This window comes from Ktedonobacter robiniae, assembly GCF_016587375.1.
Classification (GTDB): Bacteria; Chloroflexota; Ktedonobacteria; order Ktedonobacterales; family Ktedonobacteraceae; genus Ktedonobacter; species Ktedonobacter robiniae.
Map to the genome: position 1 here is coordinate 1,876,724 of NZ_BNJG01000002.1, position 24,231 is coordinate 1,900,954.

Consider the following 24,231-nt stretch of genomic DNA (forward strand, 5'->3'; position numbering starts at 1 on the left):
CGTGAACGATTCAACAGCACGTATTCTCAATCTCTCTCCGCAAAAACGAGCATTGCTACTCCAGAGGTTGCAAAAAGGAAAAACGAACCTGTCTGAGCAAATTCCTGTCCGTAAGGATCGCTCCGCGCTCACTGCTGCCTCCTTTGCGCAGCAGCGCTTATGGTTCCTCAATCAACTCACAGCCGATCCCGCCTCATACAATATTGTTGAAGGTGTGCAACTTACCGGACCACTGAATCTGGAAGCGCTCAATATCAGTCTTCATCAGATCGTGCAACGTCACGAGACGCTACGAACCACCTTTCAGCAACACGAAAATGAGCTTCTACAACAGATTCACGCGACACTACCTCTTCCTTTTCTGCTCATTGATCTTCAATCTCTCTCTACGCAGGACTGTGAACAGGCCATCGCGCAGCTTACCCAACAAGAAAGCCATGCCCCTTTCGATTTATCTCATGGGCCGCTTTTACGAGTACGCATCTTACGCCTGGCGCCGCAAAAGCATCAGCTATTATTTGCCATGCACCATATCGCCTCCGACGGCTGGTCGATGGATATTTTTATGCATGAGCTCAGTCTGCTCTATACTGCTCAGGTAAATGGGCATGCTGCATCCATGCCTGACCTCCCTGTGCAGTACGCTGATTACGCTCTCTGGCAACGCCAATGGCTCCAGGGCCCCGCCTTGCAGCAGCAGCTCGACTACTGGAAACACCAGCTCGCCGACGCTCCTGCCCTCCTGGAACTTCCCTACGACCACCCTCTTCCATCTCAACAGCAGGGACAGGGAGCCCTCCACCAGTTCTCTATTCCTCTCCATCGAGTCCAGGCCCTTCAACACTTCGCTCGTCAGCACGGCTGTACACCCTTTATGCTCTTTTTAGCGGCCTTCCAGGTGCTCCTGCATCGCTATAGCAGGCAGCATGACCTGGTCATCGGCACTCCTGTTGCCAACCGCAATCGCCCGGAAGTCGCTAACTTGATCGGCTTCTTCGTCAATACCCTGGCTCTGCGTCTCGACCTCTCGGCTGATCCATCATTTCAATCGCTCCTCCAGCAGGTCAAAACGATCACGCTGGAAGCCTATGAACATCAAGACCTGCCCTTTGATCAGCTCGTCGAAACGCTGCAACCGCAACGCATGCTCAATCACTCCCCGCTTTTTCAAGTGATGTTCGTTCTCCAGACACAGCCCACAACAAACCTCGCGCTCACCGATATCAGGTCACAGCGCATGCAGATCAATACGAATACAACCAAGTTCGATCTGAGTCTAATTATCGTGGAAGAGCCTGATGCTTTTCAGGCATTTCTGGAATACCGCACCGACCTCTTTGAAGCAGCAACGATGCAACGCCTGGGATCCTATTACCAGACCTTGCTAGACGATATCGTTGCCCATCCAGATCGGCCCATCAGCCAGCTCAATATCTTGCCAGAACAGGAACAGCTCCAACTTCTGAATGAATGGAATGTTACGACGCTCCAGTCTCCTCTGGCTTTCTGTCTCCATGAACTCATTGAACAGCAGGTCGCACGGACGCCCGAGGCGATAGCTCTGGTGTTTGAGGGAGAAGGCAAAACATATCGAGAACTCAATAATGCAGCCAATCTCCTAGCCCACTCTTTGCGTACCATGGGTATCGGGCCAGGAGCGCTGGTTGGGGTCAGCATGGAACGGTCACTGGAACTGGCAGTATCAATGCTCGCTATTCTCAAAGCAGGAGGAGCCTATGTTCCTCTGGATGCGGCCTATCCAGAGGAGCGTTTAACGTATATGATAGAAGATGCACAGCTCCAACTACTCCTGACGCAATCTTCACTTCAGCACCGCCTGCCTACAACTACGACGCCGATACTTGTACCAGATATAGATTGGCAAACGCCTCATGATAATCTGATCAATCTGAGCTGTCCTGAGCATCCAATCTATATGATCTATACCTCAGGCTCCACGGGTAGACCAAAAGGAGCAGTCATCGCACATCAGAACTTTATCAATCTGCTCCAATGGTTTGTCAGCGCTATACATATTTCATCCCATGACCATATCCTGATTGTCACCTCTTTTAGCTTTGACCTGACCCAGAAAAATTTGTTTGCCCCCTTACTCACCGGAGGAACGGTCCATCTTTTACCCTCTCACTATTATGATCCGGCCGCCATTCGACGCACGATTGCAGAGCAAGCCATTACGCTTCTCAACTGCACTCCCAGTATGTTCTATCCATTGCTTGAGGAGACCCCATTGACATCACTGATGTCTCTACGGGCAGTCGTTCTAGGTGGTGAGCCTATCCATATCTCACGGCTACAACCTCTTTTCCAGGGACCATTACAACAGACGGCTCTGGTGAATTACTACGGTCCGACTGAATGCAGTGACGCAGTCGCATTTACCTATGTTAACTATGCGCAACTTGTTGATCCCCCCATTGGACGACCGATCAACAATACGCAGCTCTATATACTTGATGACTGGCTCAGACCTGTTCCCATCGGTGCCGTCGGAGAGTTGTATGTGGGGGGAAACGGGCTGGGTTATGGCTACCTCAATCGTCCTGAACTGACGGCTGAACGCTTTATCCCCCATCCTTTCAGTCAAAAACCGGGCGCACGTCTCTATCGTACGGGAGATCTTGTGCGCTATCAATCTGATGGGGCTATTGTATTCCTGGGACGCAAAGATCAGCAGGTAAAATTACGCGGCTTCCGTATCGAGCTCGGCGAGATTGAGGCGATATTACAGCAATTACCCTCAATTCGTCAGGCAGTGGTCGTGCTACGCGAGGATGTACCCGATCATCAACAACTGGTTGCCTATCTGGTAGGAGAAAATACAGATTCCGCTGTGATACACCGCGTACTGAGTACACAGCTCCCAGAGTATATGGTTCCATCAGCATTTGTGTTCCTGGATCATCTCCCTCTCTCTCCCAATGGCAAGCTCGATCGTCGTCAACTTCCGGCTCCCGATCTAAGCACCCAGATCCACGATGATGCATTTGTCGCTCCTCGTTCTCCCATCGAGCTGACGCTTGCTTCCATCTGGGCCGATGTCCTGGCTCTCCCCAGCAACAGATCAGCGTTAGCGCCAACTTCTTTTCCCTGGGCGGCCACTCGCTGCTCGTGACCAGGGTTATCTCTCGCATCCGAGCACTCTTCTCCGTCGATCTCTCTCTGCGTCACTTCTTTGCTGCTCCTACTATCACGGCACTCGCCCAACTGCTTTCCCACACCCGGTATCAGGAGCAGGCTTCGCTCCTGCCCACGCTCGCTCCGGTTCCTCGTGATCACCCCTTGCCTCTCTCCTTTGGCCAACAACGCCTCTGGTTCCTCGATCAGTTCAGTCCCCTTGACGCCAGCTATAATATGACCCTGGCCTTCAGTTGTCAGGGACCCTTGCACCTCTCTGCACTGGCTCACAGCCTCCAGGACCTGATCCTGCGCCACGAGGTCTTGCACACGACCTTCGCTTCCCTCGATGGAGATCCCATCCAGGTCATCGCTCCGCTTGCTTCCCTGCCACCGCATCTGCTCTCCTGCATTGATCTCTCTGCTCTCCCTTCACCACTGCGCGAGGCCACCGCCCACGCGCTTCGCCAGCAAGATGCCCACGCTCCCTTCCTGCTCGCAGAGCAGTTCCCCATCCGCCTGCATGTCTTGCGCCTCTCCCCACACGAGCATCACCTGATCCTCACCATGCACCATATCGCCTCTGACGGCTGGTCGATGGATTTGCTGCTACAGGAGCTTGGGTTGCTCTACCATGCCCACCTGACCGGCACCACGGCGCTCCTACCGACCCTCTCCGTGCAGTATGCTGATTATGCGCTCTGGCAACGCCAATGGCTGCAGACTCCCCTCATGCAGCAGCAGCTCGCCTACTGGAAACAGCAGCTCGTCGATGCCCCTGCTCTGCTGGAACTGCCCATTGATCATCCGCGCCCTCCTGTTCAGCAGACGGAAGGGGCTCAATACGCGTTCACGCTGCCCACGCGCCTGCATCCTTCCCTCGCCGAGCTCTGCCGCCAGTGTGACTGCACGCCCTTCATGTTCTTCCTGAGCACCTTCCTGGTCCTGCTGCAGCGCTATAGTGGACAGCAGGACCTGGTCGTCGGCACCCCCATTGCCAACCGCACCCGGCCAGAAGTCGCGCACCTGATCGGCTTCTTCGTCAATACCCTGGCGCTACGCCTTGATCTCTCGGCGGATCCCTCATTCCAGACCCTGCTCCAGCAGGTCAAAAGCGTCACCCTGCAAGCCTATGAGCATCAGGATCTCCCGTTTGAGCAGGTGGTCGAAGCCCTCCATCCTCAACGCATGCTCAGTCACTCGCCGCTCTTTCAGGTGATGTTTCTCTTCCAGCCCCAGGCTGCTGCCCCGATCTCGCTTGCTGAGATCAGCACCCGGCGACTTCCCATCGAGGTTCACGCCACCAAATTTGACCTCAGCCTGATCATTGAAGAGGAAGCGGGCACGTTGCAGGCCACCCTGGAATATCGGACCGATCTCTTTGAAGCAGCTACGATTGAGCGCCTGGCCTGCTCCTATGAGGTGCTGGTCAGCGATATTCTCGCGCACCCAGCCTGTCCCATCAGTCGCCTGGAGATCCTACCTGAACAGGAGCGACGCCAACTCATCCAGGGCTGGCAGTCTCCTCAATTGCCCGCGCCTATGCCCTCCACCCTGCACGTCCTCTTTGAGCAGCGCGCTGAACAAACACCTGATGCCATAGCCGCAATCTGCAATGAAGAGCAGATCAGCTACCAAACACTGAACAGGTATGCTGATCTGCTTGCTGGTTATCTCCGAGCAAGAAAGATTGGGCCAGAGAGCTTAGTTGGTGTATGTCTGCAACGATCCGTGACCATGTTGGTAGCATTATTAGGCATCCTTAAAGCAGGAGGGGCGTATGTTCCGATTGATCCGACGCATCCTTCTGAGCGGATTGCCTTTATGCTCGCCGATAGCCAGGTAACGCTCGTCCTGACCCAGAGCACGTTACGTACACTCCTACCAGCGCAAGGGCCTACTATGATTGCGCTCGATCAGCAATGGGAACAGATTACACAGACAGAGCCAGGCTCCCCCTCTCTGACCCTCAGTGATGCGAATCTGGCCTATGTCATTTACACGTCGGGATCAACGGGAAAGCCTAAAGGTGTCCTGGGTACTCATGGCGCAATAGTCAATCGCTTACAGTGGATGTGGCGAACCATGCCTTTCACTGCGCAGGACATCTGCTGCCAGAAAACGAACCTGAGCTTCGTTGATGCGGTGTCAGAGATCTTTGGACCCCTCCTACAAGGAGTGCCGCTTGTCATCCTAACCGATGAAGTTGTCAAGGATCCACCTCGTTTACGAGAACAATTAGCGCAGTATGCCGTCAGCCGGATTGTCCTGGTGCCCTCGCTCTTACGCGTTTTACTCCAGGAGGAGGATGCCGTTCTTCAGACACAGCTCCACCGACTTACGCATTGGACAAGTAGTGGCGAAGCGCTTCCTGTGGATCTCATACAACGCTTTCGCCAGTGCTTACCGGCTGCTCACTTATTCAACCTGTATGGCTCATCAGAGGTTGCAGCAGATGCCACAAGTTATCAGATCGGGAATGAGTCTTCAGACCAGGCGACCGCTATCGGATATCCAATCGATCAGATGCAAGTCTATATCCTCGATACCTTTCTACAACCAGTGCCTATCGGCGTAACCGGCGAGATATATATTGGTGGTGCCGGTCTGGCACGTGGCTACTGGCAACGTCCAGAATTGACAGCTGAGCGTTTTGTGCCGGATATAGTCAGTGGACATGCTGGAACACGATTGTATCGCACTGGCGACCTGGGATGCCGCAGATCCGATGGAGCGCTGATATATCTTGGACGCACAGATCACCAGATCAAGCTGCGCGGCTTCCGTATCGAGCTCGGCGAGATTGAAGCGGTCATCAGGCAACATCCTACCATACGAGAAGCAGTTGCCATCGTACGCGAGGATCGTACAGATGACAAACGCCTGATCGCGTATATGACGACGGCAGGAGAAGAGACAATAAAAGCGGAAAGTATGCGTCAATTCCTGCAACAATCTCTCCCAGAGTATATGGTTCCATCAGCATTTGTGTTCCTGGATCATCTCCCTCTCTCTCCCAATGGCAAGCTCGATCGTCGTCAACTTCCGGCTCCCGATCTAAGCACCCAGATCCACGATGATGCATTTGTCGCTCCTCGTTCTCCCATCGAGCTGACGCTTGCTTCCATCTGGGCCGATGTCCTGGCTCTCCCCCAGCAACAGATCAGCGTTAGCGCCAACTTCTTTTCCCTGGGCGGCCACTCGCTGCTCGTGACCAGGGTTATCTCTCGCATCCGAGCACTCTTCTCCGTCGATCTCTCTCTGCGTCACTTCTTTGCTGCTCCTACTATCACGGCACTCGCCCAACTGCTTTCCCACACCCGGTATCAGGAGCAGGCTTCGCTCCTGCCCACGCTCGCTCCGGTTCCTCGTGATCACCCCTTGCCTCTCTCCTTTGGCCAACAACGCCTCTGGTTCCTCGATCAGTTCAGTCCCCTTGACGCCAGCTATAATATGACCCTGGCCTTCAGTTGTCAGGGACCCTTGCACCTCTCTGCACTGGCTCACAGCCTCCAGGACCTGATCCTGCGCCACGAGGTCTTGCACACGACCTTCGCTTCCCTCGATGGAGATCCCATCCAGGTCATCGCTCCGCTTGCTTCCCTGCCACCGCATCTGCTCTCCTGCATTGATCTCTCTGCTCTCCCTTCACCACTGCGCGAGGCCACCGCCCACGCGCTTCGCCAGCAAGATGCCCACGCTCCCTTCCTGCTCGCAGAGCAGTTCCCCATCCGCCTGCATGTCTTGCGCCTCTCCCCACACGAGCATCACCTGATCCTCACCATGCACCATATCGCCTCTGACGGCTGGTCGATGGATTTGCTGCTACAGGAGCTTGGGTTGCTCTACCATGCCCACCTGACCGGCACCACGGCGCTCCTACCGACCCTCTCCGTGCAGTATGCTGATTATGCGCTCTGGCAACGCCAATGGCTGCAGACTCCCCTCATGCAGCAGCAGCTCGCCTACTGGAAACAGCAGCTCGTCGATGCCCCTGCTCTGCTGGAACTGCCCATTGATCATCCGCGCCCTCCTGTTCAGCAGACGGAAGGGGCTCAATACGCGTTCACGCTGCCCACGCGCCTGCATCCTTCCCTCGCCGAGCTCTGCCGCCAGTGTGACTGCACGCCCTTCATGTTCTTCCTGAGCACCTTCCTGGTCCTGCTGCAGCGCTATAGTGGACAGCAGGACCTGGTCGTCGGCACCCCCATTGCCAACCGCACCCGGCCAGAAGTCGCGCACCTGATCGGCTTCTTCGTCAATACCCTGGCGCTACGCCTTGATCTCTCGGCGGATCCCTCATTCCAGACCCTGCTCCAGCAGGTCAAAAGCGTCACCCTGCAAGCCTATGAGCATCAGGATCTCCCGTTTGAGCAGGTGGTCGAAGCCCTCCATCCTCAACGCATGCTCAGTCACTCGCCGCTCTTTCAGGTGATGTTTCTCTTCCAGCCCCAGGCTGCTGCCCCGATCTCGCTTGCTGAGATCAGCACCCGGCGACTTCCCATCGAGGTTCACGCCACCAAATTTGATCTTAGCCTGATCATTGAAGAGGAAGCGGGCACGTTGCAGGCCACCCTGGAATATCGGACCGATCTCTTTGAAGCAGCTACGATTGAGCGCCTGGCCCGCTCCTATGAGGTGCTGGTCAGCGATATTCTCGCGCACCCAGCCTGTCCCATCAGTCGTCTGGAGATCCTACCTGAACAGGAGCGACGCCAACTCATCCAGGGCTGGCAGTCTCCTCAATTGCCCGTGCCTATGCCCTCCACCCTGCACGTCCTCTTTGAGCAACGCGCTGAGCAAACGCCTGATGCCATAGCTCTCATCTTTGGTGATCAACAGCTTACGTATCAACACCTTAACGCACAAGCCAATCAACTCGCCCACTATGTGCGAAGGCAGGGAGGGGGTCCAGAAACACTGGTCGGGATCGCTGTCGAACGTTCTCCAGACATGCTCATCGCGCTCCTTGCCGTCCTCAAATCCGGTGGTGCCTACCTGCCACTCGACCCATCCTACCCATCGGACCGCCTCTCTTTCATGTTGCATGATGCTCAGATCTCTCTTCTGCTCACCCAACAACATCTTCTCCCTCGCCTCCCAGCATCCTCCTGTGCATACATTGCCCTTGATGGAATCTGGCTTGAACTCAGCAATGAAGCGCCAGAGAATCTCTCACTGACCATCCCAGCCCACTCGCTGGCATATATGATCTATACGTCCGGTTCGACTGGTCAACCCAAAGGAGTACAAATTGAACACCAGGGGCTCTTCTATCTGGCTCAGGCGCAGCAGGAAATCTTTGCCATCCAGCCCCAGGACCGTATCTTGCAATTTGCCTCTCTGAGCTTCGATGCCTCGGTCTTTGAGATTTCACTGGCCTTAACGGCTGGTGCTACTCTGGTTCTAGGGGCACGTGAGGCCTTGCTGCCGGGTAGCGACCTCCAACATTTCCTCACCCAGTACGTCATCACCCATGCAACGCTGCCGCCATCAGTGCTAGCAACCCTGGACTGCAACGTACTCTCTGGCCTGCATATGTTTATCTCAGCAGGAGAGGCCCTGCCCAAAGGATTGGCTGACCAGGTAGCTAAAACGCACCGACTCTATAATGCCTATGGACCCACTGAAGCTACGGTCTGGGCGACTGGAGCGCACTATACACCAGATCAAAATCAGCCACCACTCATCGGGCCGGCGATCAACCACGCTCAGACATATGTGCTCAATGCACAACTCCAACCGGTTCCCATTGGGGTGGCTGGTGAACTCTATCTGGGGGGAGTTGGCATCGCTCGTGGATATCGTAACCAGGCAATGCTAACAGCCGAACGCTTCATTCCTCATCCATTTTCTGACAAACCTGGGGCACGGCTCTACAAAACGGGTGATCTGGTACGCTATCGCGAAAATGGCGCATTGGAGTTTCTGAGTCGTCTCGACCACCAGGTGAAGATTCGTGGCTTCCGTATCGAACTTGGTGAGATCGAGGCAGTACTGCATCGTCATCCAGCTATCCATGAGTGTGTTGTCATCTCACACAAACAGCCCGATGATGAAACGCTGCTGCTCGCGTATTTCACGACACAGATGAACCAGGTTCCCTCATCAATGGAATTACGACAATTTCTATACCAACAGTTGCCTCAATATATGCTCCCATCGGCATTTATACACTTATCCGCATTTCCTCACACACCAAATGATAAATTAGATCTAGCGGCCCTTCCTCTCCCCACCCATGCTCCACATGGGTCCCAGCAAAACTATACTCCGCCACGCGATACTATCGAGTTACAACTTGTCCGTATCTGGGAAGAACTCCTCCCACACCAGACCATTGGTATCACCGACAATTTTTTTGAGCTAGGAGGGCATTCGCTCCTCGCGATACGCCTGATGGCACACATTCAGCATGCATTCCAACAGCAATTTCCACTCTCCACGCTTTTTCAACATGCGACGATTGAACATTTAGCCAGCCTTATTCATCAACAAGATACGCAGCAGCCTCGCTCTATCCTGGTTCCCATGCGCACATCTGGAGAAAAATATCCATTCTTTTGCGTCCATCCAATTGGAGGTGAAGTTTTCTGCTATCTTGATATCGCCCGTGATGGAGATCAAGATAGACCATTCTATGCACTCCAATCACCCGACCCGGATTCCTGGCAAACAACACAGCCTCGCCTGCAAGATCTTGCCGCGCGGTATATTAAAGCAATGTACGCGGTACAGCCAACCGGCCCTTATCACCTGGGAGGATGGTCACTAGGTGGTGTCATTGCCTTTGAGATGGCCCAGCAGCTTCAACAACAGGGACACACAGTACGTACATTGACGCTCTTCGATAGTTACGCACCAGGACATTTCTCCGATGAGCAAAGCATTGTGAGCGAGTTCTTGCATGATCTAGAGGGTCTCTCGGGAAAACATGTATCAGCAGCCCATCTCAATCATCATCACACCCATCCACAAGAACAGGTGCGCTCGATACTCGAGCAGGCACAACGTGCTGGGATCTTCCCTCCCGAGTTAGATACAGCTTCTCTGCTACGACTCTTCTCTACATTTCAGCAAAACAAAGGAGCTTTTCAGCACTATACACCACGTCCCTATTTCGGCAAGCTTCTCTTCTTTCAGGCAAGCCACCTTCCTGAAGGAACACCGGGTACAGCAGCCTCAAGCTGGCAACAGCTAACGCTACCAGAATTCTCTCTCTCTACTGTTCAGGGGACGCATTATACGATGATGCAGCACCCAAACAGCCAGACACTTGCTCAGTTATTGAGCGCAAGCCTGGATCATGCAGATGCATAACGCGGCATTGACGGAACATCTATCAACACTCATCACGACAAAAAAGGAGTCATGACTATGAAAGAACGCGTTCGTGAAATACTGAACTGGTATGCCAATGAAAACCCTGGTGTTCGTACCAATCTTGCTCGCATCCTGAACCACGGCAAACTTGGAGGAACAGGGAAACTTCTTATTCTCCCGGTTGATCAGGGTTTTGAAATAGGACCAGTACGCAGTTTTGCCCCCAATCCAGAGGCCTATGACCCACGATATCATTTCCAATTTGCAATAGACGCCGGATTCAGCGCGTATGCTGCCCCAATCGGCTTTTTAGAAGCAGGTGTCTCTGACTACTGTGGGGAGATCCCCTTGATTTTGAAGTGTAATAGTATGGATTCTCTCCAGAGCGGAAATGAATTTAAAAGCACGATTACCTCGACAGTTGAAAGCGCACTTCGGCTGGGCTGTGTCGGTATTGGTTTTACAATCTACACTGGCTCAACCCTGCGCTCAGAGATGTATGAGCAGCTCAGTGAATTCGCCGCCCAGGCCAAAGCGGCTGGTCTGGCTGTTGTCGTCTGGTCTTATCCCTTTGGCATTAACCTCGAACGAGAAGAGTGGAGATCAGTTGACACAACGGCCTATACCACCCATATCGCTGCCCAGATCGGAGCCCATATCATCAAAGTTCTCTTTCCAACCTCACGGGTCGAACAAACTGCCGCCAAAGAGACGTATCAGCAGTATCAGATCCCGGTTGAGGATCCCGCCGATCGCATTCGACATATCGTCCAGGCCGCCTTCAATGGACGTCGCCTGGTTATCTTCTCCGGTGGGCCGTTTAACGACGAAGAGCAATTGCTGGCACAGGCACGGGTGATTCGCGCTGGCGGTGGGTTCGGCTCCATCATTGGCCGCAACTCGTTCCAGCGCAAAAAAGAGGATGCACAAAAGCTGATAAACCGGCTTATCGACATTTATGCAGATGAAGAAAAACATGAGTATCCTCTATGAGACAGATAAAACCATTCCAATGGAAAAACTGGTCTGGCACTGTGCAATGTACACCACAGGTCATAGCCAGTCCTGACAATATTGATGCGCTGACAAAACTGGTGAAAGCGCATAATTATCAGGGTCATCATATACGCGTTGCCGGGTCCGGCCATTCTATGGTCCCGCTGGTGCCCACCAGCGATGTCATCATTTCGTTACAGCGCATCCAGGGGATCAGTGCCATTGATGGCGAACAGCACACAGCGACCGTCATGGGTGGCACCATTCTGGCACGCCTGGGAGAGGAACTGCTTCACTATCAACTGGCACAGGAGAACCTTGGAGATATTGTGGTGCAAAGCATTGCGGGCGCAATCAGCACGGGAACACACGGTACAGGTATCCGCTTCGGCAACCTCTCAACGCAAGTAGTAGAACTCACGCTGATAACAGCTACAGGAGAGCAGTTAGTCTGCTCTCCTGACCAACAGCCTGAAATATTTCAGGCAGCATTGGTCTCATTGGGTACGTTAGGCATCATTATCAAAGTAAAGCTGCGCGTGGTTCCAGCTCACTATCTCCACTATCAGGGCCGTCGTATGCGCCTGGATGATTGTCTTGATAATCTAGAGCAGTACCAGCAGGAATATAAACACTTTGGTTTCTACTGGTATCCTCATACGCCATGGGTTCATGCAAAATTTTTTCAGGATACAACGGCAACCGCACCTCAAATGATACAAATGTCGAACCGGCATTTGCGTAATCCCACCTTTAGACGTCTACTCTACTGGTCGTTCTCAGAAACCTGCCGACACATACCAGCACTCTGTACGCCTATCTGCGGGCTGCTCGAAAAAGCGCTTATCGACGTCGAAAAAATCGACTATAGCCATCGCGTCCTCACTTTTACGCCGGGATCTCCACTCCACGAGATGGAATACGCCTTACCAGCTGAATGTGCCAGGCAAGCCATGCGGGACATTGCACAATGCATCGAGCGCAACCAATTCAAAGTCCATGGCCCAGTGCAATGTCGCTTTGGGCGCGCAGACGATATCTGGCTCAGCCCGGCGTATCAACGTGAAACCGCGTATATCGCAGTTCATATGTATCACGCTATGCCCTATCGCCCTTTCTTTGCGGCCGTCGAAGACATTTTTAAACATTACCAGGGACGACCACATTGGGGTAAATTCCATACGCAGCAAGCAGAACAATTGGCTCAACTCTATCCTCGCTGGCAGGACTTTCAACGCATCCGCACTAACCTGGACCCGAATGGCATATTTCTCAATAGCTATCTCAAACAGCTTTTAGCACAATAGCAGTACCTGTTTTTGAAGGTATCTCTATAAAAAAAGGCGCTGCGGTCATATAAAGGAGATTATTTGGTGAAGATTCTCTTTGCCGGTCTTGGAAACTTGAGTTCACAAGTGTTTGACTTGTTTGTGCTACGTGCCAAACCTGGCGATCAATTTTTAGTAGCAGGACGCAATCAAGCTTATATTCAGGAGCGCTGCCGTTGGACGCACAGTGCCGCTCTCCATCTCGGCAAATCAATCCATGTCGATACTACCTCCATGGATGTCTGGAATATTGATCAAATGAGTCATATCATTTCCGCATTCCAGCCTGATGTAATCTTTTCATCAATGGCAATGCTTTCTGCAACGAGCGTTTCTAGACAGATCCCCGATGCTCTTAGTCAGCAGTTACAGAAAGCGCAGGGAGCCTGGATGCCAATAACGCTTGCACCCCTCTATAAACTTATGCAGGCAGTACAACAAACAAGAAGAAAAATAATCGTGCTCAATGCGGCTGCTCCAGATAATTTACACCCGGTCCTCGCTAAGGTTGGACTGGCACCAACGAGCGGAATTGGGAATCTTGCCAATACCATCTCACCACTACGGCAAGCGATCGCTACTCAACTCCACCAATCAGTAGAGCACATACAGATCTTTTTCTTTGCACACGCTGACGTATCGCAAATGCTCCGATCAGGGACAACAGGAGGGGTTCCATTCCATCTCACAGCATTCTCCAGAGGCGAGGATATTACGTCACAGCTCGATATCCCGGCACTATTTCGCACATTACCACTGACACTAAAGCATGAATATACCCAATTGCTTACAGCCGCCACAGCAGCAACGATCCTTGAGACGCTTACTACTGAAAATTCGGCCATTACACATGCACCCGGGCCCGATGGCCTTCCAGGAACGTATCCCATACAGAGAAAAGCACAGGGAATCGAAGTCATTTTGCCACCAGGACTCACACGTGAAGAGGCCATTCGCATCAATCAAGATGGACTCAGGATGAATGGTATCGAATCTATAGCAGATGATGGTACTGTCCATTTTTCGGAAAAACATGCCGCAGTCCTGCAAAACATGCTTGGGTATGATTGTAAACGTTTGCCTCTATCTGAGGTAGAAAACCGAGCCCATGAATTGCTGACAAAATATAACGCATTTATCAGTCGACACTAACGCCTGGTAATTTCTGATGTGTCTTATTTCCATCTGGAGCAAACGTCGCATGAAAGATATTGCAACACCTATAACCCTCTCTCAGGAGAACCAACAAAGACTTCGTCAGGCAAGAATCGCGGTCATTGTCCTTTTCTTTATCAATGGGACGCTCCTGGCTACCTGGGCAACGCGTATTCCCGATATCCAGGCCCGCATCACCTTATCGGCGGGACAATTAGGGATCGCGTTGTTGGGGGCTTCACTGGGAGGACTGGTTGCTATGAATATAGCTGGTCGAGTCTCAGCTTCTATTGGTAGTAAAACCATCACAGTGCTGGCAGCACTCTGCCTATGCATAGTTCTACCTCTTCTTGCCTTAGAACCAAGCCTCCCGCTTTTAATGCTCAACCTTGTATTTTGCGGAGCAAGTAATGGCGCCATGGATGTCACAATGAATATGCAAGGAGCCAGTGTAGAGCAGGCATATGGAAAACCTATTTTCAACTCATTCCATGCCTGTTACAGTGCGGGAAGCCTATTTGGCGCCTTTGTTGGAGGCTTTGTTGCTTCACAGGGACTGAGCCCTTTACTCCATTTCCTCATCGTAGCTACTATTGGGGCAATCAGTGTCCTTGCAATTACCCGCTGGCTCTTATCCACACCACCAGTCCAGGAAAACAGGCAGCCCGAGGCAGTCACACGCCGTGAAAAATCTGTCTGGAAATTTAGATTGACTTTCCCATCCCACATCTTACTGTTGCTGGGTATCCTTGCCTTCTGTGCCTTACTCAGCGAAGGTGCAATGGGAAACTGGAGCGTTGTCTATCTCACCGAAATCGTCCATTCAGGTGCTGGATTAGCGGCCACAGGTTATGCGGTATTTTCCTTATTCATGGCATTTGGGCGCTTTACCGGTGATTATATGGCTATGCGTCTAGGTCCTGGTGTCTTGGTGCGAATCGCCGCTCTCTTTGCAGGCATCGGACTCGGCTTAGGAGTCATCGTACCGTGGACCCCGACAGTTCTGCTAGGCTTCGCATTCATTGGGCTGGGGCTCTCCATCATCTTCCCGCTTATTTTAAGCGCAGCTAGCCATGTTTCTCAGCAATCAACTGGAGCTACGCTTGCCGCTGTCACAACCTGTGGCTATTGCGGTCTGCTTATCGGTCCACCAATCATTGGCTTTGTATCCGATAGATTTGGCCTACAAATTGGATTGGCAATGGTCGTTTTTCTCTGTTTTGTGATTGCTCTATTCGCTCCTGTCACCAATGTTCCCCAACAATCAACCTGAACACAGGTGATAGATGCCAGGACACACCAAACAGCCAGATCTGGCCAAAGAAGACCGACCAGATCTGGAATTGCACTCAGCATTCTGCTGTATATTTTTCTTTGACCAATGAGCATGCATCCCCAAAGGAGCGTAATAAAGGATAGCCAGTCATATCAGGATAATACGAAGGCCACTCATCCGGCCATAAATCACAGAACCATGCCGCACGATAGGCACACATGCCCAACCGGGCTGCACCCTCTAGTTCGCCACTTCCACCATCGCCGATGAAGATAGCCTGCTCCGGTTCTATCGCCATGCGCTTACAGGCAAGGCGATAGATGTGAGGATCCGGCTTGGCGTATCCAACCTGATACGAAAATACATAGTCATCAAAGAACGGTGCCAGCGGTGAAGTACTCCATCCCATGGCTTCCTCAGGAGCACAATTGCTGATTACTCCTAGCATTACTCCCGTTTTCCGTATTTCACGGAGCCCCTCTAAGAGAGCATGGTCAATATGTTTAAAGGGCAGAGCTTTCGTAGCCTGTCTCTCCTGTTCGAGAGCACAAATCACGCGCTCATCAATCGTATGGTCCAGTGCATGGCAAATCTCACGCAAGACACTGGCAACATCAGGATAGTGCCCAACCATACGTGAATAATGGCGTGCTCGCCATTCCCGATCCAGAGATTGGGTATCCACACCCAGTAGAGCGGCTGTCGAAGCGAGAGATTGCCTGGGAGAAGTATATTCGGTAATTAATGTTTCATATAAATCAAAAAAGACAACTTGTAGCGACACGTTTTTTCCTTTTCAGCATACTAGTGTCTAGTTCGGTTAGCTTGTAGGGTAAAGCCGTTGTAATTTCTGGCGAGCGTCACTGGCAGTAAAGCGCCACGAGATGGTGCAGTGCTTGGCATTGCGTTCCTCTTGCAGAGCTGTGACCTGCTGGCGAAGCTGTTGCTCATCGGCGATGCGGCGCTGCAAGCAGGAGCGCTGGAACACCCCGATTTCAATCGCGGCCATATTGAGGCAACTGGCATGCTTGGGCGTGGAGTGGAACTCCAGGCGACGCAGGATGCGACGGGCTTCCGGAGCCGGAAAGGTCTCATACAGCGCTCCGGGTGTGTGCGTATTCAAGTTGTCTTGGACCACGCGCACATACTCGGCAGACGGATAGGCCACGTCCACCAGCCAGCGCATTTGCTCAGCATAGTCCTGCTTGGTCCGCTGGGCGGTCACATGGACCTGCCGCCAGCCTCGTAGTGGCTCAACCAAGAAGAACAGATTGGCCGTGCCTCGCCGTTGGTACTCGCAGTCAATGCGCTCCGGCTGCCCTGGAGCGGCTGGCACAGGAGGACGCATCTCGGCGTGCAAGACCACCGGTTTCTCATCAAAACACACGGTCGGATACAACGGATCATAGGGTTCTGCGTAGAGGTCGAGCACGTCTTCCATAGCGGCTACAAATTCCCCTCCGACAGCGGGCAGCCACCAGTGTTCGTGCCGCCAGGGCTTGAGTTCATTTTTTTGAGCAGGCGGTGAATGGTATCGAGCGAAATCGTCTCCACAAAGCCGAGTTCCACCGCCTTGTCGGCCAGCAAGCGCACCGTCCAGTGATCATGCCCATCGGGGGCCGGGCTACAAGCCACGGCGATCAGATGGGCCGTCTGCAACCCCGAGAGGGCGCTGCGCCGGTGCTGCTGCACCTTATCATGCAAGACGGCCTCCACACCTCCTCGTGCGAAGCGTCCCCGGACGTTGGTCACCGTGGCTTCACACACATCGAACGCCTCGGCCAGTTGGGCAGTGCTCCAGCCTTCGGCAGATTTGAGCAGAAGACGGGCGCGCGTGATGGTACGGGCGTTGGCACTTCCTCGATGCACAAATGCTTCTAACGTGGTGCGTTCCTCTTGGGTCAAGCTGACGGCTGGCTGTCGTGGCATGGGGTTCCCTCCGTTTTTGCTCAGTATACCACCTTCCTAGAACCTAACCGAACTAAACACTAGTGGTCAGTTCAGGTAGCTTTTAGAGATGCAAACGAGGACGATGGTATTCACACGCTCTCAGGATGTTACAAACGGCCTTCCGCTTTTCTCCGGTAAACACCTTGATTCTGTTCGGACCATCCTGCTCCAGCCAACCCTTTCGCGTCCACATCCAGCGTCAACGGAAGAGATAAACGTATGATCCCCCTTTGTTCGAGCAGCATGAACAGTGCTCCGAGTTCACCAAAACCCTCATAGAGTTTCGTTTGCCAATTATATCTCCATTTGAATGCACAGAGAAGATCTACCTGCGCTTCCTGATGTAAGAGAGTCTGAGCATGGAGGAAGGAGTAGAGAGTGCCGTGTCGTTTCGAAGCAATCCAGATATGGAGATCATTCTCCAATTCTCCCGGCAACTGGCGAATAATCTTCTGACGCAGTTCATCTGAAAAAGGCTGCTCTGGAGTACTCTCATTTTTGCATCGAGACATTCGAAGCTGCCCAGCCTTGTACCTAATCCCATACAAGGAACACTTTGGGAACGTTCACATCAACTCAGCTATTTAGGGATCAAAAACAGGCGAAAACTCACATTTTCGTCTGTTTTCTCAAACATATCCCAATCTCTTCCGCTCGATGCTATCAACATGCTATACTTTTAATGTCAGAAAAAACAGGCAAAGAACAGAAACAGATAAAAAACATGACCAAAATGGTGGTCTCTATTCCATCCTCTTCCTACACGAGTCAAACCATTATTGCCGAATACTCATATGAATGAGAGTAAGGAAGGCAGGTAGATGCGTGGACCCAATTTCTACGTTCATCTTGACCCAAATAGCAGATACCATAATAGGAACACTCACTAATGATGGCACTCAAGAGATGATCTCTAAACTGCAGGGTGATCCAACTAAAAGAGCACTCAAAAAGGCTCTAGGGACAGCTCTCACACTCTATGTAATGAGTCAACCAGAACGTAAAAAAGCGGTTCAGGAGGAAGAAGTACTCTATAGACAATATATCCTGCTACCAGGAAAACCCCCAAGACCATGATAAGCAAGGTAAACCTAAAAAGGGGAAAGCCAGAACCTTCTGGTTTTACTGGCGGAATAATGCGCTCATTCTGTGTTGACCCCTGGCTCCCTGACATCCCTTGCATATCCGGCTCCCTCTCTGAATACATAAAATACCCTCTTCTGCTTTTCCAAATACCTGAACAATAATTTGCTATAAGCATAATATATTTTTGTTGAGTAATCTCACGTTTTCCTATAAATCATGGATAGATGCTCTCCTTTAAACTAGAAAACGTTTTGCTGCTAAATAGTAATTTTATTTTAAAAGGGTGGTGTATAGGTGGAGAGTTTGAGGGGGTAGGAGCCTCTTATCCTGCTGGGAATATCTCGATCATGCGTCCAATTTGCTCAATAATTTCCTGGGCGCGTTGCTCCAGCTCTAGCAGGCTCGCAAGCCAGTGATCAGCAGCAGCGACAATAAATTTATCGGCATTTTCTTCAGGCGGAATACGCAGCGATTCACGCAGGCTCTTCGTGTTACCGCTATCGAATTGTTGCAACATGCGCAGAATCGCCATGAGGCTGAAACCACACTTGACAAGCATGCGAATAACCCGCAACCGTCCAAACTCGGCACCTCCATAGAGACGGTAGTGGTTGGTCGTGTCACGCGGGACGGTGAGCAGGCCGTTGCGCTCCCAATTGCGCAGCATATCAACGGATACATTAAGATGGAGGGCCCGCTTGGCGAATATGCATGGGATGTGGTGAGGCGTCCATTGTGCGTCCCGCTGCCCAACGCTCAAGAAACTCAAGCGCGGATTCGGCATAGGTGCGTTCGACACGCACCTGAGCAAGATACTGATAAGCAAACTCCATCGCCATGCCCAGATCGCCATTCGTTCCGCGCGGAATTGGGGCCAGGAACCCGGAGGCTTCATAGAGCCGAATTGTGTTCACGTGGACTCCTAGCTCTTTCGCCAGGTCGCTCGTGCGAAAAAACGTTGTTCCCATACATCCAATCCTACGACCTTCTACGAGGAAATCTTTTTAACTGGCTGCTAGCCGAGGAAACCCTCTATACGTTAACCAATGTTGCACTGCATTTCAATAGAGGCTGGTAAACCGTCCTCAATTTGAGAGCGTGTTCGATTCCCGGGGCCTGCGCCCTCTCGCGTCAGGAATTCGCGCAGCTTCCGCGAGCAAGCGGTCGTGATGGGAATCAGGCACACTTTCAATGGGAAACTGGTGACTTTTGTGGGAAACTCTTCCTGAAAAGATTCCCGCCGTAGTTTTTTTACAAGAGGCCTGTAGCTTTCCTGATCCCAAACAACGACTTCCCCTGCTCTATACTGACCCTCTGCTATTACAGGAAGCGAGCGAGAAAGCTCCGGTCTTTTAAGCTGGAGATGAATCGCTCTTCCTTGTTTTTGGGCGGATTGGGTCGGGGTGATAGGTCGGGTCATCCCATGCCAGGTACGCATCTAAAGCCCGGCGCACTATTTCCGCTTCAGATAAATTTTCCTCTGATGATGGCACTCTCTTTCGGCCAGCAAATGGGGCTGGAATTCGCCACTGGTGATTGGGGCCGGTGGGACGAGTATACTCGCGTTGAGCGTGCTAGTGCTCGTCGAGCAGCGTACCATCTCACCTATCATTGATTTCTCACTCTTGCGGCACAGGGTCTTTCTTTCGGCCAACATCAGTCTCCTCTTGAGTCTTCTGGCCCTGTTCTCTGTCAATGTGCTGTTGCCTTTCTACCTGGAGGAGTTGCACGGCTTCTCGCTTGAGCAGGCAGGGTTCCTGTTGACGCCGCTCCCGATCACCCTGGCAATGGTTGCTCCCCTGGCAGGCAGACTTTCTGATCGCATCGGCACGCGTGGGCTAGCCACAGGAGGATTAGTTGTTGCTTGCATCGGGCTGATCCTCCTCTGTCAGCTTGATGCGCGAAGTTCAATGTGGGCAATCATCTGGCGGCTCGTCGTGATTGGTGTGGGCCGGGCTCTATTCCAGGCACCCAATAACAGTGCCTTGTTGAAAAGTGCTCCTCTCAAACAGCAAGGCAGTGCGGCCGGGTCATGGCAACCAGTCGTATCATCGGTCAGAGTGTGAGTGTCGCACTGGCTGGTGCCATTTTTGCAGGGAGTGGTGGTGCGACTGCGGGCTCTCTGCTTTTGCGGTCCAATCATCTCTCGCCCGTCGTAGTAGTTCTGGTACAGATCTTTTTGCAAGGCTTACGAGCTACATTTCTCACCTGCGCGACCATTGCTGCTCTTGGGGTGTTCACATCACTCACGCGTGGAAAGGAAGAACATGGAGAAAGATAGGAACGGAATGACCACTATCGCTTGTTCTGCGGTGATGATCCAGCCGTCACATTCCTTCATTGCGTTTCGTCATAGGAGTGACTTCAAGACGTGAGAGCGCATGACCAGAAGGTTATGCGCGTGATACCTCAGTGTCATAGCGCTTGAACCACATAGACAAAGGAGAAAATTATGGCAGTCGAAGAAAACAAGAAAAACAGTGAAGCCGAAATCAAAAGGGTCATAGAGGGTGGAGTCGAGGCGATTCGCGCGAAGGACCTCGATGGGATTATGTCCATGTACGCGCCCGAGCTCGTGTCATTCGACATCGTGCCCCCGCTGCAATACGTGGGAGCAGATGCATACAGGAAACATTGGGGAGAGGCGTTCTCGTCGTTCCCGGGTCCGATCGACTATGAAATTGTTGATCTGTCCATCACAGTGGGCGATGATGTTGCCTTCGCCCACAGCTTCAACCGGCTGAGCGCAACCATGAGCAATGGGCAGAAGATCGGTAACTGGCTGCGTTGGACTGCTTGCTTTCAGAAGATCAACGGCAAATGGCTGATCGCGCACATGCAGGCTTCGGTGCCTATCGATTTGGAGACGGGCAAAGCGGTGCTCGACCTCAAGCCATAGCCATTTCCTGGGATGTTTCGGCAACAGCCCGGTAATATCATTCGTTCGTGTCGTCTGGCTCATTTTTCTGCCGAAGAAATGGGCCTTTCGGTACCAGGATTCAAAAACTGGCAATTTCATTAAGAAAGCGAGAACAGTTTTCAATGGCTACTTTTCTAGCAAATTCTGAATTTACGAGATTGGCGAAGGGATAGAGTCTTCCCTCTGGCGCAAGAGAGGATGGGTATCCCATGTCCTCATGGAACAGCGGCACTTGGATACGCGTCTGGACCTGCATCTGGCAAAAGGTCGTGGCTTGCCGGACGTAAGGGGCAAGGGCCGAGATACCAAAGACCAGGCAGAAGGGATCGTCAAAGGTCACATCGCAGGCCCATGTTTCCTCACGAGGGGGCCTGAGAGGGGCAGCGCTATGCTTCTTGTGTGGTGGTTGTGTTTCCTCTCGCGCTTCACCGGCTTGGCCGTGTTGCTTAATGGGCGCGTCATAGTACTGCGCTTTGTGCGCTTGTAGATGGGCGATGAGACGGTGTTTGCCGTCGGTGGCGTGTTCCCAGTGGTGGGTAAACCAGGTAGTGAGGTGTTCCAGGAGCAAGAGGGTAGGGAGCCTGGCGGCGGGCAGACGCTGCTCCTGGCTGCATTGCAGTAGGAGGGTACGTTCTTCACGCCCTAAGAGGCCTCGTAATCGTTTGAGCGCGATATTCTCGTGGGTGAGATGAGCGCGATGCACAACGTTGAGTTCGGCGTTGGTGAGGAGCCCTGCGCGGGTGAGATCGGATGAGCCGACGATCGCAGTCTGTGGGACGATGCGCGCTATCCTGGTCGGCGTAGAAGAGAAAGCAGCGGGCATGAAGGAGGGGGCGCACAGCAAGACGGACCTGGACGTGGTTCTGCTGCAAGAAGGCGATTAGGGCTTCGATCTGCGCGAGTGGTTCCTCCTGGGGATCTTTGGAGCGCTCGTTACCTGACGAATGATGTGTGAGCGTGGCGTGCATGTCCTCTAGAGGCTCATCCGTAGTGGCGGCGAGGGCCTCAGGATAAAAGAGGAGGTGAAGGTTTCCTACCTGTTGGAGACCTTCACGCACAAGTGTCCAACCTGCAAGGGTGAGGCTGTGTGGTGCAGATATCAAGGGCTCGGCCAGCGTGCTGAGCCAGAAGGTGGTGTAAGGTTTCGTTGAGTGTGGCGTATTAGTTGTCAAGTAGCAGAGGGCGTGCCATGTTGGGTGGCTGGATGGTGTTCATAGTGAGGGGTGATTGTCCTTTCTGCATTGATCGTTGTCACTATGGTCAGAATGGATATGAGAGAACTTCCGTACACACGAGTTCATCTGGGCAAATGCCGGGTACACGCAGAGGCCCAATCTGAAAGCCGTTTGGGCACAGACAAGGCGACCGGCCTGCCCGTGGAAACGGGGTCTGGAGGCCTGACCAAGTACAACCGAAGCAGACTGGCCCTCCCCAAGACGCATTGGCTCGACGCGGCAGTTGTGGGAGCCTCCACCCCTGAGCGCCTGCACACGAGGGACGTCGTGCCCCTGCTCGTGCGGGCGACGGGGCGCGGGCATCGACGGCTGTGCAACGTCAATGCGCTGGGATTCCCGGTCAGCCACCGCAAGCGCTACTTTGGGTATCAAACGGGGGGATCTGGTGCGAGCCGTGGTCCCCGAGCGCTTTGGCTGCCGAGGTACCCATGTGGGACGTGTGGCGCTGAAAGCCAGCGGGTACTTCGCCATCACGACGGCGCACAGCAAGGTCACCGATGTGCCTCACCGCTTTTGTCGGCTTATCGGACGCAGCACTGGCTACGCCTAGGTTGGGACACGGCACGCTGCCCCAACCCCAACCAGCCCGTAAGGAACGGCCATTCCTCCCCGGCTTGCAAAGACCGGAGCTCCCTGTCCCGTATTTCTGTGGATCAAAAGGTTTCCTCTTCATCCATGAGAGGTGCTCGCTTCTTTCTTAGAATTCGAGCGCTCCTTCGCCCATAAAATGGCACTGCCCGCCGATGGAGACGCCGGTGATCTCGTCGCCAGTCGAGTCAATGGTGATCTGGAGGAAACTGGGGCGGCCCATTTCCAGGCCCTGTTCACTAACGATCTCGACCGAGGCAGCGCTTTCCACCAGCTTATGGCGCACCAGATAGCAGCCCAGAGGACCGCTCGCGGCACCTGTGGCTGGATCTTCCGCAATGCCCATTGCCGGGGCGAACATGCGGCTGTGGATTGTCGCGCCTGGCGTCTCTACTTCCTGGGTAAAGGCAAAAACATGAGGCGTCGCGAAGTCCCGTAGCACGCGCTCCCACACATCGCGGCGAAACTGGATGGCGCGCATCGCGGCCAGGCTTGTGATCGGCACAAAGAGGAATGGCACGCCGCACGAAACGACCTCCAGCGGCAGCGCCGCATCAATATCCTCCAGGCTCAGGGAGAGCAATTCGGCGATTGCCGCACGGTCCGCGAAGCGTTCGCCAAAGCTGGGCAATGGCTGGTGCATCTGAATCGCCAGGCTCTGGTTTGCCAGCATGTGAAGTGTCATGGCGATCTCGCCGACGCCCTCTTCAAAAATCAGGTTTGTCGTGGGTGCGTTGATCTGTACCAGCCCCTTGCGCGCCAGCATGAAAGCAGTGCCCACCGTTGGATGACCAGCCATGGGCAACTCGACCGCAGGCGTAAAGATGCGCAGCTGAAAGTCGTTCTCCGGCTTTTGCGGAGGCAGTACAAAGGCTGTCTCCGACAGATTCAATTCTTTCGCTACCGCCTGCATCGTTTCGGAAGAAAGGCCGCGCGCATCGGTAAAGACCGCCAGCGGATTGCCGCCAAAGGCGCGATCGGCAAAGACATCAACCAGGTAATAATGATAGGTACTCATCGTGTTTCCTTCTTTCTCTCTGTGAGCGTTCAATTCATGTGAGGCCGCTCATACCATTCAGACTTTTGCTGCATCGCCAGAAATCAAGAATCAGGTCTGGTGTGAGCAGAGCCAATTGTCATTGCCACTTCCTCCCATTTCTGTAAGTACTGACGATCGGTAGAGTCAGAACTGAGCACACGGAAGTTCATCAGAGATAATCCAAACGCTGAGATATC

General features: G+C 53.0%; 17 protein-coding genes. 11 read left to right on the top strand and 6 right to left on the bottom strand.

What is annotated here, in order from left to right:
• Nucleotide 1 precedes the first annotated feature (1 nt).
• The 6 genes from JMJ04_RS28965 to JMJ04_RS28990 all read left to right on the top strand — a co-directional run bounded on the left by JMJ04_RS28965 (nucleotide 2) and on the right by JMJ04_RS28990 (nucleotide 15,213).
• Nucleotides 2-3,136, top strand: coding sequence for a non-ribosomal peptide synthetase (locus JMJ04_RS28965; protein WP_201373884.1), 3,135 nt, complete (start codon nucleotides 2-4; stop codon nucleotides 3,134-3,136).
• Nucleotides 3,133-10,458, top strand: a complete 7,326-nt coding sequence (locus JMJ04_RS28970; protein ID WP_201373885.1) for an amino acid adenylation domain-containing protein — start codon at nucleotides 3,133-3,135, stop codon at nucleotides 10,456-10,458. Before JMJ04_RS28965 ends, JMJ04_RS28970 begins: the two co-directional genes overlap by 4 nt.
• Nucleotides 10,459-10,515: 57 nt before the next feature.
• Entirely contained in the window at nucleotides 10,516-11,454 is a 939-nt protein-coding gene (locus JMJ04_RS28975) for a class I fructose-bisphosphate aldolase (protein WP_201373886.1), read from the top strand.
• A complete protein-coding gene (locus tag JMJ04_RS28980; protein WP_201373887.1) occupies nucleotides 11,451-12,764 on the top strand; it encodes a D-arabinono-1,4-lactone oxidase in 1,314 nt (437 codons plus the stop codon). Before JMJ04_RS28975 ends, JMJ04_RS28980 begins: the two co-directional genes overlap by 4 nt.
• A gap of 66 nt (nucleotides 12,765-12,830) precedes the next feature.
• Nucleotides 12,831-13,937, top strand: coding sequence for a hypothetical protein (locus JMJ04_RS28985; protein WP_201373888.1), 1,107 nt, complete (start codon nucleotides 12,831-12,833; stop codon nucleotides 13,935-13,937).
• 49 nt (nucleotides 13,938-13,986) lie between these two features.
• Nucleotides 13,987-15,213 carry an MFS transporter gene (locus JMJ04_RS28990; RefSeq protein WP_201373889.1) on the top strand — a complete coding sequence of 409 codons (1,227 nt, stop codon included), beginning with the start codon at nucleotides 13,987-13,989 and terminating at the stop codon, nucleotides 15,211-15,213.
• A gap of 76 nt (nucleotides 15,214-15,289) precedes the next feature.
• On the opposite strand, the gene JMJ04_RS28995 is transcribed toward JMJ04_RS28990, so the two are convergent.
• From JMJ04_RS28995 to JMJ04_RS29010, 4 genes are all read right to left on the bottom strand, one after another.
• Complete coding sequence (locus tag JMJ04_RS28995; RefSeq protein ID WP_201373890.1) at nucleotides 15,290-16,000, bottom strand: HAD family hydrolase; 711 nt, start codon at nucleotides 15,998-16,000, stop codon at nucleotides 15,290-15,292.
• A gap of 36 nt (nucleotides 16,001-16,036) precedes the next feature.
• A protein-coding gene (locus JMJ04_RS29000) for an IS630 family transposase (protein ID WP_201373891.1) occupies nucleotides 16,037-17,145 on the bottom strand; the annotation gives its coding sequence in 2 pieces (ribosomal slippage) (nucleotides 16,037-16,731 and nucleotides 16,731-17,145; 1,110 coding nt in all).
• Between the two features lie 1,429 nt (nucleotides 17,146-18,574).
• Complete coding sequence (locus tag JMJ04_RS29005) at nucleotides 18,575-18,919, bottom strand: helix-turn-helix domain-containing protein (protein WP_201373892.1); 345 nt, start codon at nucleotides 18,917-18,919, stop codon at nucleotides 18,575-18,577.
• Between the two features lie 13 nt (nucleotides 18,920-18,932).
• Entirely contained in the window at nucleotides 18,933-19,220 is a 288-nt protein-coding gene (locus tag JMJ04_RS29010) for a MerR family DNA-binding transcriptional regulator (RefSeq protein ID WP_201373893.1), read from the bottom strand.
• Between the two features lie 564 nt (nucleotides 19,221-19,784).
• On the opposite strand from JMJ04_RS29010, the gene JMJ04_RS29015 reads away from it, so the two are divergent.
• The 3 genes from JMJ04_RS29015 to JMJ04_RS29025 all read left to right on the top strand — a co-directional run bounded on the left by JMJ04_RS29015 (nucleotide 19,785) and on the right by JMJ04_RS29025 (nucleotide 21,151).
• Nucleotides 19,785-20,318, top strand: a complete 534-nt coding sequence (locus tag JMJ04_RS29015) for an MFS transporter (protein WP_201373894.1) — start codon at nucleotides 19,785-19,787, stop codon at nucleotides 20,316-20,318.
• Nucleotides 20,285-20,533, top strand: coding sequence for a hypothetical protein (locus JMJ04_RS29020; protein WP_201373895.1), 249 nt, complete (start codon nucleotides 20,285-20,287; stop codon nucleotides 20,531-20,533). Before JMJ04_RS29015 ends, JMJ04_RS29020 begins: the two co-directional genes overlap by 34 nt.
• 171 nt (nucleotides 20,534-20,704) lie before the next feature.
• Entirely contained in the window at nucleotides 20,705-21,151 is a 447-nt protein-coding gene (locus JMJ04_RS29025) for a YybH family protein (RefSeq protein WP_201373896.1), read from the top strand.
• A gap of 100 nt (nucleotides 21,152-21,251) precedes the next feature.
• Here the strand turns inward: JMJ04_RS29025 and JMJ04_RS46935 are convergent, their stop codons facing one another.
• A complete protein-coding gene (locus JMJ04_RS46935; protein ID WP_236038463.1) occupies nucleotides 21,252-21,875 on the bottom strand; it encodes a hypothetical protein in 624 nt (207 codons plus the stop codon).
• Between the two features lie 37 nt (nucleotides 21,876-21,912).
• On the opposite strand from JMJ04_RS46935, the gene JMJ04_RS46940 reads away from it, so the two are divergent.
• Both JMJ04_RS46940 and JMJ04_RS29040 read left to right on the top strand, forming a co-directional pair.
• Complete coding sequence (locus JMJ04_RS46940; RefSeq protein ID WP_236038464.1) at nucleotides 21,913-22,056, top strand: hypothetical protein; 144 nt, start codon at nucleotides 21,913-21,915, stop codon at nucleotides 22,054-22,056.
• 712 nt (nucleotides 22,057-22,768) lie between these two features.
• Nucleotides 22,769-22,957, top strand: a complete 189-nt coding sequence (locus JMJ04_RS29040; protein ID WP_201373897.1) for a hypothetical protein — start codon at nucleotides 22,769-22,771, stop codon at nucleotides 22,955-22,957.
• A gap of 147 nt (nucleotides 22,958-23,104) precedes the next feature.
• Here the strand turns inward: JMJ04_RS29040 and JMJ04_RS29045 are convergent, their stop codons facing one another.
• The gene (locus tag JMJ04_RS29045; protein ID WP_201373898.1) at nucleotides 23,105-24,013 is read right to left on the bottom strand and encodes a PhzF family phenazine biosynthesis protein; all 909 of its coding nucleotides are present in this window, start codon (nucleotides 24,011-24,013) and stop codon (nucleotides 23,105-23,107) included.
• Nucleotides 24,014-24,231: the final 218 nt, after the last annotated feature.